The organism is Parabacteroides leei, assembly GCF_023369805.1.
GTDB lineage: Bacteria > Bacteroidota > Bacteroidia > Bacteroidales > Tannerellaceae > Parabacteroides > Parabacteroides leei.
Map to the genome: position 1 here is coordinate 202,396 of NZ_JAMBQG010000005.1, position 15,530 is coordinate 217,925.

The 15,530-nt window shown below is 40.5% G+C and carries 8 protein-coding genes and 1 tRNA gene; 2 read left to right on the forward strand and 7 right to left on the reverse strand.

The features are described from left to right. Positions 1-2 precede the first annotated feature (2 nt). The 6 genes from M1P97_RS09830 to ilvA form a co-directional block, all read right to left on the reverse strand. Positions 3-3,314 carry an SUMF1/EgtB/PvdO family nonheme iron enzyme gene (locus M1P97_RS09830; protein ID WP_249388968.1) on the reverse strand — a complete coding sequence of 1,104 codons (3,312 nt, stop codon included), beginning with the start codon at positions 3,312-3,314 and terminating at the stop codon, positions 3-5. 99 nt (positions 3,315-3,413) lie between these two features. Beyond that, positions 3,414-5,045, reverse strand: a complete 1,632-nt coding sequence (locus tag M1P97_RS09835) for a RagB/SusD family nutrient uptake outer membrane protein (RefSeq protein ID WP_195370367.1) — start codon at positions 5,043-5,045, stop codon at positions 3,414-3,416. A 12-nt stretch (positions 5,046-5,057) separates the two neighbouring features. Further along, positions 5,058-8,306, reverse strand: coding sequence for a TonB-dependent receptor (locus M1P97_RS09840; RefSeq protein WP_229058331.1), 3,249 nt, complete (start codon positions 8,304-8,306; stop codon positions 5,058-5,060). A 412-nt stretch (positions 8,307-8,718) separates the two neighbouring features. Continuing rightward, the gene (locus M1P97_RS09845) at positions 8,719-9,897 is read right to left on the reverse strand and encodes a FecR family protein (RefSeq protein WP_195370366.1); all 1,179 of its coding nucleotides are present in this window, start codon (positions 9,895-9,897) and stop codon (positions 8,719-8,721) included. Positions 9,898-9,996: 99 nt separating this feature from the next. Continuing rightward, entirely contained in the window at positions 9,997-10,545 is a 549-nt protein-coding gene (locus M1P97_RS09850) for an RNA polymerase sigma factor (RefSeq protein WP_229058330.1), read from the reverse strand. A 141-nt stretch (positions 10,546-10,686) separates the two neighbouring features. Beyond that, entirely contained in the window at positions 10,687-11,886 is a 1,200-nt protein-coding gene (gene ilvA, locus M1P97_RS09855) for a threonine ammonia-lyase (protein ID WP_249388969.1), read from the reverse strand. Between the two features lie 277 nt (positions 11,887-12,163). On the opposite strand from ilvA, the gene M1P97_RS09860 reads away from it, so the two are divergent. Further along, positions 12,164-14,770 carry a DNA gyrase/topoisomerase IV subunit A gene (locus M1P97_RS09860; protein ID WP_394803897.1) on the forward strand — a complete coding sequence of 869 codons (2,607 nt, stop codon included), beginning with the start codon at positions 12,164-12,166 and terminating at the stop codon, positions 14,768-14,770. 179 nt (positions 14,771-14,949) lie between these two features. Beyond that, positions 14,950-15,031: transfer RNA gene (locus tag M1P97_RS09865), tRNA-Leu, on the forward strand. A gap of 57 nt (positions 15,032-15,088) precedes the next feature. Here the strand turns inward: M1P97_RS09865 and M1P97_RS09870 are convergent. After that, on the reverse strand, positions 15,089-15,499 hold the full coding sequence (locus M1P97_RS09870; RefSeq protein WP_249388970.1) for a hypothetical protein: 411 nt from the start codon (positions 15,497-15,499) through the stop codon (positions 15,089-15,091). Positions 15,500-15,530 lie beyond the last annotated feature (31 nt).

Below are 15,530 nucleotides of genomic sequence, written 5' to 3' on the forward strand. Positions count from 1 at the left end.
CATTAATCCTCTATTATCAATCTGAATCCAACCTTATTCAATGGTTGCCAGGCATAAGCCTCATTTCTGGAATAAGATGTTGAGTTTTTAGGTCTGTCGATCCATGAACCTCCACGATAGACTTTAAGATCACTCTGAGCATTTGGATTATATGGATACGCTGCATAACTGGAACGAGTGAATTCTGCTACATTCCCATGCATATCGTAAAGCCCCCATGGATTAGGTTGATATTTTGCAACATCGGTAACTATCATATTCCTATCGTTTACGGTTGAATCTTTTGGTATAAAATTATACCATTTGAATTCATTCCAATGATGGGGCATCGGAGTCGGGTCTACACCGGATACAGCCATATTACTTAATTGGGAATCGGCCATATTATCGTAATTCGCAAAGTTTGTATTATAAGGTCCGTACCACATATCTTTGTCAGAGCCTGCCCGGCAGGCCCATTCCCATTGAGCCTCAGTAGGTAATGTAATGTGAAGTCCTGTCTGATCGCTTAATTTGTTACAATATTCCATTGCCTCATTCCAGGAAATACGAATAACAGGTTGCTTAGGACGATTAGCCGAGTAACCGGGTTGAACATGATCTTTCCAGAACTGAGCAATATACCGGCTATCATGTTTTGGGAAAATTACATTATATTGTTCATTTGTCAATTCTGTTTCTGCCATCCAGAATGGTTTACTTATTTCAACCTCAGATTGAGGTGCATTGTTATTTTGTCCTTGTTTGTTATTCCCTAAGACAAATTTACCGGCAGGAATACGTACAAAATTTATAATAATACCCGGAGCTATTTCTACTTTCTTTTTATTTTCAGAAGCATTGACCATTTTTTTAGCCTCTTCTGCTGTAAAAGGCCATCCTTCCACTTTTACTTCTTTATAATCAGAAGTCGGATGAACCGTATGTGTAACCAGGGGAGTTTCCGTTTTTTTTTGCTTCAGATAGTCAGAATAATCAGATAATTCTTTCCTCCAGTCAACACCTGCTCCATTTCCATATTTATTAGCCAGTTCAATGCGACGGTCATACTGGTTGGTTGGGCATCCGGGTAATAAGTTATCTACAAACTTACCATGGAATGGAGCATTCATGTCAATCCATGCATAAATGGTTCGCCATTCTTTATCTGTTAATTCAACCTTATGATGACCTCGTTTTAATATTTTGACAAGCTCGCTTGTTGAAGCGTGATATTCATAAGGTTTCATTACATAAATATCGGCTTCCGGCCCCTGACGGTTTACATAAGGATGTAAATTCAGATAACTGGTCGATGTCTTTAGCTCTTGGTCTCGATTCGATTTATGATTTGTAAGAATATTCTCTACGTAGATATTTCCTCTGAAATCCAGTTGACTGTCCTGATTATGACACGAAATACATGCTCTATCCAATATGGGTTGTATTTCCAGTTCATAAGTAATCGAGCGTGTGCCTCCTTCCGGTAGTTCTAATGGTTTAGCTTTTTTCGTAGAAGCCATTACCCGTTTAGGGAGGGGAATTGTATTTTGGTTTTCATGACATCCTACGCACGAAACGAGTTCTCCCGGCATTCCGGTAGTCCAGCTTCGCATCCATTGCAGAGCTCGTCCTTCGGAGTCCAACGGTTGTATGGATATAGGTGTATTGGCTGGAGCTGTAAACATTACTGAGCCGTCAGGTTCGACTTCAACTTCGCCCAAAAGGCGTTTTATATCCCAACCACTTTGTATTCCTTGTGCCGCATGGTTTCCCGGTGTTCTTACGTAGCAGTATTCATAAGCAAAGATCCTTAATTTCTTAACGGTTCCGACAGGTACTCCCGGTAAACCCTCTCCCTGATAAATATCCTGAATGAAGAATGTAGCTTCTTTCTTTTCGAGGTTTATTTTTTCAGGAATAATAGGGGGAACCGGTCGCTGTGTCACCATTATGGGATTAATGAATCCGTCTTCTTCAAGAAGAGCTATTTCGGTCATATTATCAAATATATCAACCAAGTAGATACCCCAAGGAGACCTGAGGTTTAATTTAGCGGTGACCAGAAAAAACTTATCATCCAGAGGCCAGGGTTTTGTGAATTGTGGCCATACACCATCTACTAGCTGATCTTTTATCAACGGTTCTATTGGTCTTTTGCTAAAAGGGATTTCCTGTATGATCCCATCCAATTCTTTGCGTCCTTTAGTCGGATCGAAAAGCATTAAACGACCGGAGCGAGCTGTTCCGTGGTGACCTGAAACTATGGCAACGAATGCACTGTTTCTGCCGGGGAGGGGCTCTGCATCAAAAATACTGTTAGGGAACCATCCTCCGCTGCCATATAAAGCCTTTGTCTCTGTTCCGTCTGGATTAGCATGCATAACGAAACGAGAATAGTAGTGGGTTAAATCTGTATATTCCCAACGTGTATACATCAGCCGGCCATTGTTCATCACGCGTGGATGCCAATTATCATCCTGATCGAATGTTAAGCGTCTCATGGCTCCTGTTTCTGGATTATACTCGATCATATTTCCTGTTTCATAACTTCCGTCTTCACATGCAGCACCCTGATAACCAATATTGGTCATTGCTATTATTTTCCCGTTTGGCATATAGGTTGCATCAAAAAATTCGAGATCGGGTTCGTCAATCTTGATCACCTGATGGAAATTTGAACCGTCCCGGTTAACTTCAAATACATGCCATTTTTTATTAGTATCTGTTGCTGTGAATAGAATTCTCTCCGCATCCCAATTTAGAACAACATTTGTTATACCACCATCATGCTCCGGTTTATAAATAGTTCTTATATTCAACGCTTTATTGGGGTCTCGCAAATTAGAGATCTCTACCAGCTCGGCATTGTAGCCTTCGCGATAGGCTGAGAACTGGCTGGTCCAGTTATCCTGTTGTGTTCCCAAAGAAGGTGCCATAACATAGGGAGCTGATTTCCCCAGACGATAACGTACTGCTATAATTTTGTCCTTGTCCAGCAAAGGATTGGATAATAATATTTCCCGACGAAGATCAATGGCTCGCTTTGCTCTTCCTATGGCCCAGCTGTTGCCTGCCGGGAGCCTATTGGGGACCCAATTTCCAAGGGCTTCCAGTTCCCGCATTTTGGGTTCAAACTTTTCTATATCATAGCCAGGGGATTTTTTCATCTCTTCGAAGGCTAATCTTACAGATGCGACATCCATTGTCTCCAGTTCTCCCAATAGATAAGATATCTGTTCCCAATCGACTTTTGTTTGGTCTTGTGCCTGGATCAATATGGTAGACCCTATTAAGCTTATGACGTAAATCAATTTTTTTAATAATTGTTTCATTTTCATTTTTATTGAATTAGTTGAATAAAAACCGATAGTGTATAAGGTTACAATATTGATTGCCAATATTGTAACCTTGATTTATTAAAAGAAAATCATTTAATATCCCGGATTTTGTATCAGATTGGGGTTGGTTTCAATCTGCTGGAAAGGGATAGGATAGAGCTCTTTTGTTTTGTCGTTACTTGGTTTATGATCCCACCAACTAGCTGTTGTGTATTTTCCGAACCGGATAAGATCTGTACGGCGTTTTCCTTCAAAGATAAATTCTCTGCCTCTTTCTGCAAGTAACTCATCTAAAGTCAGTGTAGTGGTTGTGTACTGGTTTGCTTCCCAATCTTCCGAAGTAAAAGCACGTTTGCGGGAAGCATTGACGAGATCAACGGCTTCCTGAGATGCCTTACCTCCATTTTTACGCATAAGCGCTTCTGCTTTAAAGAAATAGATTTCGGTAAGACGATAAAGTATATAATGGTTCTCCCAGTAATTCGGATCGTTCACCGTTCCGCTTTTATATTTATTAAAACGGGCACCACTATTTTCTTCTCCCTGATCCATTCCTCCTTCGCTGGTAAAGTCTCCCTGGCTTTCACGGCGAATAGAGTTTACATATACTAATTGTTGGCCGGTAAATTCTTCCACTCCGTAAACAGGCTCATCGGTCCCATATTTAAATTGCGGGCCAAAAAGGAACCATTCTTTTTTCCGTAAATCATTTTCAGCATAAGCGTCAAATGCAGAAGGGATAACAACAAATCCATTCCATCCATCATAGGTTACATTTAGGATTGGACCTGTATTACTAAATCCGCAGAAGAATCCTGACCAGTTGAATGCGAAGCCTCCTTTTTGACTATAAGCTAATTGAAACAGCGCTTCTTTAGCATCTTTGTTTGTGTTGTCGAAGGTATCGAGTAGGTCGTCTGCTAACTCTGCTTTACCATTATGAAGTCCTCCGGCCTCTCCACTTATGATTTTATCACAGGCAGCAATACATTTATCCCACATGGGAGTACCTACAAAATACTCTGCGTTCAGATATAATTCAGCCATCATGGCATAACCTGCTGTTTGTGATACTCGTCCGACTATTTCCTGTGAGTAGGGAAGGAGTTTTGGTACGTACGTTTCGAGCTCTTTTTCTATAAATGCGAAAACTTCATCCCGTGATTGTGTGGGTGGATTCAAAGGTTCACCTACAGTGGTCACAATAGGAACATTACCCCAAAGTTCCATGATTTTCATATAATGGAAAGCTCTTAATACGTAAAGTTCGGCAAGAATCGTTTCCATCTCGCTGTCGGATATGTCCAACGAAGCATAATTGATCCCGCTTAAATCGGCTATGGATGAATTGATATAGCCTACTCCGGTCCACATCAGGCTCCATGCCGTACGCATACGGCTCTCATTATCGGTCCAGGTATGATAATGTTGACGGAAATGGTCACCGCCATCATATCCGTGCCGTCCTTTTTGTGGCCATGCCAATTGATCAGAAGAAAGTTCAGAATGATAAAAGTAGGCACTCCATCCGGTTGGTGCTATCCATGCTGCCAAGTGAGTAAAAGATCTCAGAGCAGATTGCATGACTTCTACTTTATTATTGTAAAAATTGTTTTTATCTAATTCGCTATAGATTTTCTCGTCCAAATCAGTACAGCTATTTATGCCTGTGGCAATTATTCCAGCGGCAATAAATAAAGTAACTTTTTTAATTTTGTTTTTCATAATAATTCAAATTTAAAATCCAATATTCAAACCAAAAGCAATAGAGCGGGTGCTAGGATAAAAGTCTCTTTTATCAATACCTGGATCTTCGATACCGGTATCTTGTATTTCCGGGTCGACACCGCTATATCCGGTAATAGTCAAAAGGTTTCTTCCAGTTGCATATATCCTCAGATTTCTGATATAAGGAGTTTTTAGTTTGAAATTGTAACCTAAAGTCAGATTGTCTAATTTCACGAAATTTCCTTTTTCGATGTAATAATCTGAATACTGCGGATCATCATTCAGATCATTATGTTTGGTGATTGCACTTTTTAACAAATTCTGAGGTAGCCATTTTTTGTTTCCGAAGTAAAGATCTGGCAGATTCAAAATGTCGAAACCGAATTTACCTCTTAACAGTATGGTAAGATCAAATCCTTTATACCTGAATGTATTACCTAAGGATACTTGTGCTTTAGGAACACCATTGCCAATGATAGTATTATCATTCTCGTTCATTTCAGAGGCACGGGCTGTACTTCCGTCTGCTTTGTAGAATAACCATTTTCCGTCTTCCGTCAGACCAGCAAAACGTTTTCCATAAAAATTACCGATTTTGCCCCCTTCATCAAGGCGAATGGCATATCCCAGTGCACCAGGGGCAGGAAGACTATACAATGACAACCAGTTGGAGCCCAGTGAGAAAAATTCATTAGAGAGTTTTGTAAGTTTGTTCGAACCGGTGCTGGCTGCTAAATCAATAGACCATTGGAAATCTTTGCCTTCAAGGGGAGTCGCTGATATTTGGATTTCAACGCCGGAACTGCGGATCGAACCTACATTGGTAAAAATCTCATCACGTACAAATGATGGTTGTTGAGCTTTGTATTTATAGAGCAAATCTTGTGTGGTTCGATTGTAGACATCAATAGAACCTGTAATGCGATAGTTTAGTAACGAGTAGTCCAAACCAAAGTTCAGCTCCTTTTTCTGTTCCCAGCGAAGATCCGGATTCGGGTTTCTTCCTGGGCCATAAGTTTGGTAATAGATACCGTTTTGCGGATAGACACCTCCAGTTTCGAGTGTGACAAGAGACAGGTAGTTGCTGATATCCTGGTTACCCGTTACACCATATCCTATACGTAGCTTTAGTTCATCAATGAAGGATACCGATTTCAGAAATTCCTCTTCATTAATTGACCATCCGGCAGATACAGAGGGAAAATTTCCCCATTTATGATTTGATCCGAAACGGGAAGATCCTTCATGACGGAGAATAGCCTGGAAGTGATATTTATCGGCGTAAGAATAGTTTACCCGACCAAAGAAAGCAATTAGTTTATTATCTTCTTTGGCACTGGCCATTTCCGGACGTGGCAGACTTGTGTTTTGAATAGCACTACCGGCACCTAAATTCCAATCTTCAAATCCATCAGTTGTAAATCCATTGTTGTTCGCACTAAATGTTTCTGTAGTCGAATACTGGTAACTATATCCCAGCAATCCGGTTATAGTATGCTTATCATTAAATGTTTTACGGTAGTCGATGGTTGATTCGAAGGTATTGGTCCATTCAAGCAAGTTTGCTTTGGAGGCGTATCCCATTCCTTGATAAAGCGTACCAACCCGATTATCAAAATCTTTGGATGAACGATAATAACGCTCATTGTGGTTGTCTCTCAAATGTGCTCCAAAGGCAGAGACTGATAACCCTTCAATGATATCAAGTTTTAGTTTTAGATCAGCTGATGTTGTCTGCCGGTTGCGTTCATTGGTACGATAAGCAAGGCGTGACATGGGATTGTAGCTGTTTGAAACAACTATTTCGTAAAATGAACCATCTTCATTATAAAGAGGCATTGTCGGATTCCGTTGGATCGCTTGTTCGAAGTCATTACCACTACCTCCGTTCCTGTTTTCTTTCTTAAAATTAGTCGCTAGGTTTAATGACATGGTAAGCCGGTCTTGCAAACCTTTCTGATTGATATTGACTCTACCTCCATACTGCTTGTTCCCGTTCTCTTTAGCAATACCCTGAGCCTCATTGAAGTAAATTGAAGCACGATAATTTGTGTTGGCAGTACCACCGGATGCAGATAAATTGTGGTAGTGACTAAAATTGTTTTTATTGATTAACTCGTCATAAAGATCTGTTGATGCTCCATAATCCTGATTTCCGGTAATTATACCCTCTTTGATTAATCCTCTGAATTCATCGGCATTTAAAAAGTCAGGCTTGTTTGCTACCATTTCGTGCTGAACATACCCGGAATAGTCAAATTGGGCCGTTCCTGCTTTTCCTTTCTTTGTTGTGATAAGGATGACACCTGCATTGGCACGTGTTCCGTAAATCGCTGCTGCCGAACCATCTTTTAAAACGCTGAAAGACTCGATATCGTCTTGCTGAACCAGGCTCATATAACCTCTTCCGCTACCAGAACTGACGGGAATGCCGTCAATCACAATCAGAGGGGATTTGCCTCCACTGATGGAAGTAACACCGCGTAACTGGTAGCTTGGATCCAGATTCGGGTTAGTTCCATATGCACGGGTCATTGTAAGACCTGCCACTTTCCCCTGGATCAAGTCCAATGGATTACGGCTGGCTCCGGCATTGAATTTGTCAGGTCGGATCGTTTCCACGGCAGAAGTTACTTCTTTCTTTTTTAATGTACCGTAACCAACGATTACTACTTCATTTAGAGTCTGTGTATCTTCTGCCAGCTGTATGTTAATAACAGATTTATTACCAACACGGACCTCTTGCATGGTGTAACCGACATAGGAAAAGATCAATGTATTTCCAGCTTCTGCTTCTAACGAATATTTCCCGTTCGCGTCACTCACTGTTCCACTGGTTGTTCCTTTCAACTGGATACTGACTCCTATTAGCGGCTCTCCGTTGGTATCTGTAACGGTTCCGTTTAATTGGATCTTAACAGATTGAGTGTTCGTTTCTACCGTTGATCTTTTCTCAGGTATTCCTCTTTTAGTCTTATTCTTATATATAACGATTTGCTTGTCTATAATCCGATAAGACAGACCTGTTTCTGCCAGTACAGAATCGAGAAGTTTTTCCACATTCGTGTCATTAACAGTTATGTTTATTTTCTTCTCGGTTTCCTTACCTATGTTATCTGCGAGTACGAATACATAATCACTATTCTTCTCAATTTCATTTATCACCTGTTTAATCGGTGTATTCATGAAATGGAAAGAGAGCCCGGCTTTTTGTGAGTGTATGTTATTGGCTGAAGCAAAACATATACTGGCTATCATTATTAGGACAGATACTTTCATTTTTCTGTATATATGTTTATAGTGCAGAGGTACTTTTATTACCTCCGATAAAGAATAATTCATAAAATAGTATGATTTAAATTATTAGTAATTCTATATAAGTCGTTTTGTTTCCTGTTGATATTATTCGTAGTAATAGCAACCTGTTTACTATTGGTCTTATTTCATATTTGATTTTTTTATGCTATTAAGAATAGTAGCATTAGGTTAATATTGAAATTAATTGACACTAATTTTTTTCTGATGACAAAAATGTTGCTTATATTCGCATGATTTTAAATTATTAGTTACTGATATAAGTAATTAATTGTCATCGGATCGGGCGATATTCGTAGTATCGTCCGATTTCCTTTTGTAAGTTATATTCAGTATTATCTCATAGGCATTTGTTTTAAGGGTTTATATTAATGTAAATGGTTTTGTCGTCTCGTTGGTATCCCGTGGAAGAAAGTAACGATATCGTTGTCATGATATTGTCCAGATTATCAGATAAATAGATTTTCCCGGTACAGGTTTTTGACTGAAGATCAAGATTTTTATCGATCTTGAAGGATAGATTGTAATAACGTTCTATTTGTTTTAAAACTTCCTCGATAGGTGTTTTATCCAATACAATGTATCCGTCTTTCCAGCTTATATATTTGGTATTGTCTACTTCACTTTTACTCCATTTGTGATTTTGATAAGCAAACATTTCATTAGGGATGAGAAGTATTTCTTTATCTGATTCAGTCTTTATTCCGACACTACCTTCCACGAGGACGACAGATTGCGGACTGTTATCGGGATAGGTCGAAATGTTGAATGTTGTACCATATACTTTCACTTGTATATCAGGCGTATTGACAAGAAATGGTCGTAGAGGGTTCTTTGCGACTTCTATATACATTTCTCCGATCAGGTTAACTATTCTGGTTTTTTCTGTAAAAACAGATGGAAATTCAAGGGTTGATCCAGAGTTTAACCAAACCTTTGTCCCATCTGAAAGTTCAAGTTTTGATCGTTTCCCATAAGGAACAACCAATTTGTTCATTGTACTTTTTTCTTTTTCAATGATAGTAGATTTATTTCCATCAGCCTCCTGTACGATAGTTGATCCATTTTCATTGACTTGTACGTGGACATTCTGTGAGAAAGTTGTTGTTCCTGCATCTGTAATAAGGTAGATATCTTTTTCATCCAGATTTTCACCGACAATAATGTTTTCTGATAATAATTCTATTTTTTCCGGTGCTGACTTTATAAAATAGAACGATATCCCGATAATCAAAGTAAAACAGACTGCAGCTACATATGGTATAAATTGACGTAACCATTTGGAAGATTTAATTTGTGATGACGAAACATGTATCCGCTTCAGTAATGCATTATATTCTGTTTCTGTTAGGGTGTTTTTGTTGAGTTTTATTTTGGAAAATTCTTTAATAGCCTTATTCATTTCCTTACTTAATGTCGGATTCTCTTCAATAAATTCTTCCCAGTAGGTTTCCAGAAAGCTGTCTCCTGTTAACCTCCAAAGGATGAAATCGGCATTCTGAAGGAAATCTTTATAGTTTTTGATAGTTGTCATATTAATAGTATAGCTGGATTATGAATAAAGTTTTATTTCTCGTTTATAGATATAGACGATGAACAATTTTTTTTATACCCTACTTTTTGAAAAAAATATTCAATTGAGCAAAATAAGCAATAGAATGGCGGAATATGGATTTTTTCTTAACTTTATGATGGCCTTGTGAAACAATTTTCTACAAGCGGGAACAGTAATGTGCATGAGTTGTGCTATTTCTTCATAATCACAATCCTGAGAGTAACGGAGATAAATAATCTCACGCTGACGGTCAGTCAGGCTTTCAAGTAGCTGTTCTACTTTTGCGCGGACTATATCCTGTTCCTCTTCTTCAATGATGAGATCCTCTACTGTTACGTGAATGTTGAAGGGGATTTCTTCTGTTTCGGAATCTGTAGAAAATTCAACAACGTCCCTTTTTTGTTTATAAATATCAAGCAGGCGGTTTTTCAATGCACGCAAAAGATAAAAACGTATATTGACGATTTTATCAAGTATTTTTTCATCCGAGCATATTTTATAGAATACATCATGAATAGCATCCATGGATGTATCCCGGTCAAATCCCAGGTTCAAAGCATATGAAAAAAGATCATTTACATATGTCTTGTAAAGAAGGTCTATTTCTTCCTTAATTTGTTTTTTCATACTCATTATCCCCTTCGTAAATAGATATTACGGCACAAATAAAAAGAAAATTTGTGAGATTAAAAAAAGAAAATATTAAAAGTGGATAAAGACAATATCGGTAAAGGAGCAATAGTGTTCATTTTTGATGAAAATCCTTACTTATCCCGGAATGATTTTATATCCTGCTGCCGTCAGCGTATATTGTATCTGGTCGATATGTTCCTGGTTACGGGTTTCCATTTCCAGGCGGAGGTAACAACCGTTAATATCTGCGGTGTGGCTTACCCGTTCATGGTGGACCGATACTACATTTGCGCCTGTGCTGGCAATGATCTCGGAAACGTGTTGCAATTGTCCGGGTTTATCGACCAGTTCGATGGTCATGGTGTAAGAACGACCGGATTTCTGTAAACCTCGTCCGATCACACGTGACAGAATCGTTACGTCAATGTTTCCGCCCGAAACCAGGCAGATCGTTTTTTTCCCTTTGATAGGAACTTTGTTGAACATCGCAGCTGCAACAGCTACCGCGCCGGCACCCTCGGCAATGAGTTTATGCTGTTCGATCAATGCCAAGATAGCTGTCGATATCTCGTCATCGTTGACTGTCACAATTTCATCCACATACTTACGGCAGTACTCGAAGGTATGTTCGCCCGGCTCCTTTACGGCAATACCGTCGGCGATGGTACGAACGAATCCCATACGCTCAATCTTGTTATGTTCGATCGAGTTCTGCATACTTGGGGCACCGCTGGCCTGTACACCATATATTTTTACATTCGGATTCAAATGCTTGATCGCAAAAGCAACTCCGGAGATCAGTCCGCCGCCACCGATCGGAACGATCACGGCATCCAGGTCGGGCAATTGTTCCAATAGTTCCAGTCCTATGGTTCCCTGTCCGGCAATGACATCTTCATCGTCGAAAGGATGAACAAAGGTATATCCCTTTTCATCTCGTAATTTTAAGGCTTTCTGGTAAGCGTCGTCATACACGCCTTCTACCAGGCAGACATCTGCCCCGTACCATTTGGTGGCTTCTATTTTAGAGATCGGGGCATTATCCGGCAAGCAGATAAGAGATTGGATGCCATGAGTGGTCGCTGCCAGTGCAACTCCCTGGGCATGGTTGCCGGCAGAACAGGCAACAACGCCTTTTGCTTTCTCTTCTTCCGTAAGTTGTGAGATTTTGAAGCAGGCACCACGGACTTTAAATGATCCCGTGATCTGTAAGTTCTCCGGTTTCAGATAGATATGTGACTCCGGATTGATATTAGGTGCACTGATCAGGTCCGTGCGACGGATAACCGTTTTCAGGGCAAAAGATGCCTGATAAATCTTATCGAGTGTGAGCATGATCGTATTTTTGAAGGGGCAAATATAGGGAGAAATCAGATATCTCGCTGAAACAATTGTGGATTTTTATTATCTCGCCAATATTTCGTATATTTACACGCTGGAAATAGTTTTCCGGTTAGAGGCTGAAAAAGAAGAAAGAGCACCATATAAGTTTATGAAACCAGAGGATATTGAAGATTTCACAGAGGAAAACGAAAACGAGGAAATAGAGCAAACAAATACAGATTCTCAACCCAATGAGCAGTCTGATGCTGCTACACATTCGGAATATAGAATACCCGGAAAAGGGGAAGGTCGCGTATCCTATCATCTTTCGGGGATGTATCAGGATTGGTTTTTGGATTATGCTTCGTATGTAATCCTGGAACGTGCCGTGCCGCATATCAACGACGGATTGAAGCCGGTGCAGCGTCGTATCCTTCACTCTATGAAGCGTCTGGACGACGGACGGTATAATAAAGTTGCTAACATTGTCGGTCATACCATGCAGTTTCACCCTCATGGCGATGCCTCTATTGGCGACGCCCTGGTACAGTTGGGACAGAAAGACTTGTTGGTCGACTGTCAGGGAAACTGGGGTAACATCCTGACCGGCGACGGTGCAGCGGCTCCCCGTTATATCGAAGCACGTCTTTCTAAGTTTGCTCTTGAAACCGTATTCAATCCCAAGACGACTACCTGGCAGCTTTCTTACGATGGGCGTAACAAAGAACCGGTCACTCTCCCTGTAAAATTCCCTTTGCTGTTGGCACAGGGCGTGGAGGGTATCGCTGTCGGCCTTTCATCCAAGATACTGCCACATAATTTCAATGAATTGATCGATGCATCTGTTTCCTATCTGAAGGGGGAAGATTTTACTTTGTACCCTGATTTCCAGACAGGCGGTTTTATCGATGTAACGAAATACAACGACGGCGAACGCGGTGGCTCCGTAAAAGTTCGTGCTAAGATAACAAAGCTGGATAACAAAACATTAGTTATCAGTGAAATTCCTTATGGAAGAACGACCTCTTCCCTGATCGAGTCGATCCTGAAAGCGAATGACAAAGGGAAGATCAAGATTAAGAAAGTAGACGATAATACAGCCAGAGGCGTAGAGATCCTGGTGCACCTCGCTCCGGGCGTTTCGTCGGATAAGACGATCGATGCTTTGTACGCCTTCACGGATTGTGAGATCAGTATTTCGCCGAACTGTTGTGTGATTATGGATAACAAGCCTCACTTCCTCACGGTCAGTGATGTGTTGCGCCATTCAACGGATGATACGTTGCATCTGCTGCGTACCGAATTGGAGATCCATAAATCGGAACAGGAAGAAACGTTGTTTTTCGCTTCTCTCGAGAAGATATTCATCGAAGAACGTATCTATAAAGATAAGGAATTTGAAAATGCGAAGGATATGGACGAAGCGATCGCTCATATCGACCTGCGCCTGACTCCGTTTAAGCCGGACTTTATCCGTGAAGTGACCCGCGAAGATATCCTGAAACTGATGGAGATCAAGATGGGACGTATCCTCAAATTCAACTCGGAAAAAAGTAACGCCCTGATCGCACAGATACGGGAAGAGATTGAACGGATCAATCATCATCTGGACAATATCGTAGAATACACCATCAACTGGTTTATTATGTTGAAAGAAAAATACGGCAAAGATCATCCGCGTATGACTGAGGTGCGTAACTTCGACACGATTGAAGCTACCAAGGTGGTGGAAGCAAACGAAAAACTATATATCAACCGTGCCGAAGGCTTTATCGGCATGAGTTTGAAAAAGGACGAATATGTTTGTAACTGTTCGGATATCGACGATATCATCCTGTTCTACCGTAACGGAACTTATAAGATCGTGAAAGTCTGCGATAAGATGTTTGTCGGTAAAGACGTATTGTACCTGAATGTATTCAAGCGCAACGATAACCGTACGATCTATAATGTTATTTACCGGGATGGAAAAGCCGGTTATAACTTTATTAAGCGTTTTGCCGTAACCGGAGTGACGCGCGATAAGGAATACGATGTAACCAAGGGAACAGAAGGGTCGCGCGTGCTCTATTTCAGTGCCAATCCGAATGGTGAAGCAGAAACGGTTAAAGTAATACTGAAACCGAAACCCCGTCAGAAGTTGCTCGTCTTTGAGAAAGATTTCAGTGAGATCGCCATCAAGGGACGTGGTTCGATGGGAAATATCCTGACGAAAGCCGATGTGCATAAGATCAGCCTGAAACAGAAGGGTAGTTCGACCCTCGGAGGACGCCAGGTTTGGTTCGACTGGGATGTATTGCGCCTGAATTATGACGGACGCGGTGATGAGCTGGGTGAATTCCAGAGCGACGATGTGATCCTGGTGATTTTGCGTAACGGCGATTTCTATACGACCAACTTTGATCTTAGTAATCACTACGAAGATAATATACAGATCATTGAGAAATTCGACTCCAATAAGGTCTGGACGGCTGCTTTGTATGATGCCGACCAGAAATATCCTTACCTCAAACGCTTCCAGCTTGAAGCCGGCAGCCGTAAGCAGAATTTCCTGGGAGAAAATCCCAAGAGCCGTCTGTTATTGCTTACCGACGAAATGTATCCCCGTATTGAAGTCATATTCGGTGGACATGACAGTTTCCGTGAAGCGATGGTGCTCGATGCGGAAGAATTTATCGGTGTAAAAGGTTTCAAAGCTAAAGGAAAACGAATTTCGACCTTTGAGGTTGAAACTGTCAATGAGTTGGAGCCGACCCGGTTCGCTTCATCGGAACAACCGGCTGGGGAAGGTATTGATATCGGTCCGGAGGAAGAAGAGACAGATGCCGGAGCCGATCAGAGTAACTCGGATATTATCGATGAGATAACGGGACAGATGAAGCTTTTTGACAAATAGGCCATGATTGAATGTTGATAAAGAAGAACATATGGAGTTTGGTATTGATCCGGATATAGAGGCAACAATATGGCATTTTTATCCGATCTCCGAACCGATTGCAAGCCGAAAAAATAAAATGTCTTCTGAAAAACTTGCAAATTAATAAAAAAGAATTACCTTTGCACCGCAATCCAAATGCGGCTGTGGTGTAATTGGTAGCCACGCCAGACTTAGGATCTGGTGCTTCACGGCGTGGGGGTTCGAGTCCCTTCAGCCGCACAAAATGCAAAATCCTTCCGAATTCGTTCGGGAGGATTTTTTTGTTGCTTGTCGCTTTTATTGTATTATGGAATAAAATATCAGGCAGATGTCGTTAGGTAAATGACTGATCTCTTTCACTTGTATATAACAAGTGGGCTCTCTCCATCTGTTTTTAATAAAGTCATAGTCGTATGTATCTTTCAAAAAAGATATAAACTTTTCTATGAACTCGTATTTATCTGTGAATAAATATATGAATGTACATTTACTATCCTCATTAAATGAGCAGGTGATCGTGATTTCTTCCTGATCAAACCGTATTTCGATTGATTTTTCTTCAGTCTCTTTCTCAAAATAATCCATCAGACAGTGCGGATAGTTTATATATTTCTGTCTGATATCTGATAACGACAGGTTTAATAGGGAGATAATTTGTTGAAGTATGATGGAATAAATATTTATCCCAACAGTTCTATTGTTGTCCATATAGTACGTTCCTTTTAGATCTGATTCGGAG

Excerpts from the sequence above, each read along its gene's own strand:
- M1P97_RS09830 (WP_249388968.1), bottom strand. The coding sequence starts at position 3,314 with ATGAAACAATTATTAAAAAAATTGATTTACGTCATAAGCTTAATAGGG.
- M1P97_RS09835 (WP_195370367.1), bottom strand. The coding sequence starts at position 5,045 with ATGAAAAACAAAATTAAAAAAGTTACTTTATTTATTGCCGCTGGAATA.
- M1P97_RS09840 (WP_229058331.1), bottom strand. The coding sequence starts at position 8,306 with ATGATAGCCAGTATATGTTTTGCTTCAGCCAATAACATACACTCACAA.
- M1P97_RS09845 (WP_195370366.1), bottom strand. The coding sequence starts at position 9,897 with ATGACAACTATCAAAAACTATAAAGATTTCCTTCAGAATGCCGATTTC.
- M1P97_RS09850 (WP_229058330.1), bottom strand. The coding sequence starts at position 10,545 with ATGAAAAAACAAATTAAGGAAGAAATAGACCTTCTTTACAAGACATAT.
- ilvA (WP_249388969.1), bottom strand. The coding sequence starts at position 11,886 with ATGCTCACACTCGATAAGATTTATCAGGCATCTTTTGCCCTGAAAACG.
- M1P97_RS09870 (WP_249388970.1), bottom strand. The coding sequence starts at position 15,499 with ATGGACAACAATAGAACTGTTGGGATAAATATTTATTCCATCATACTT.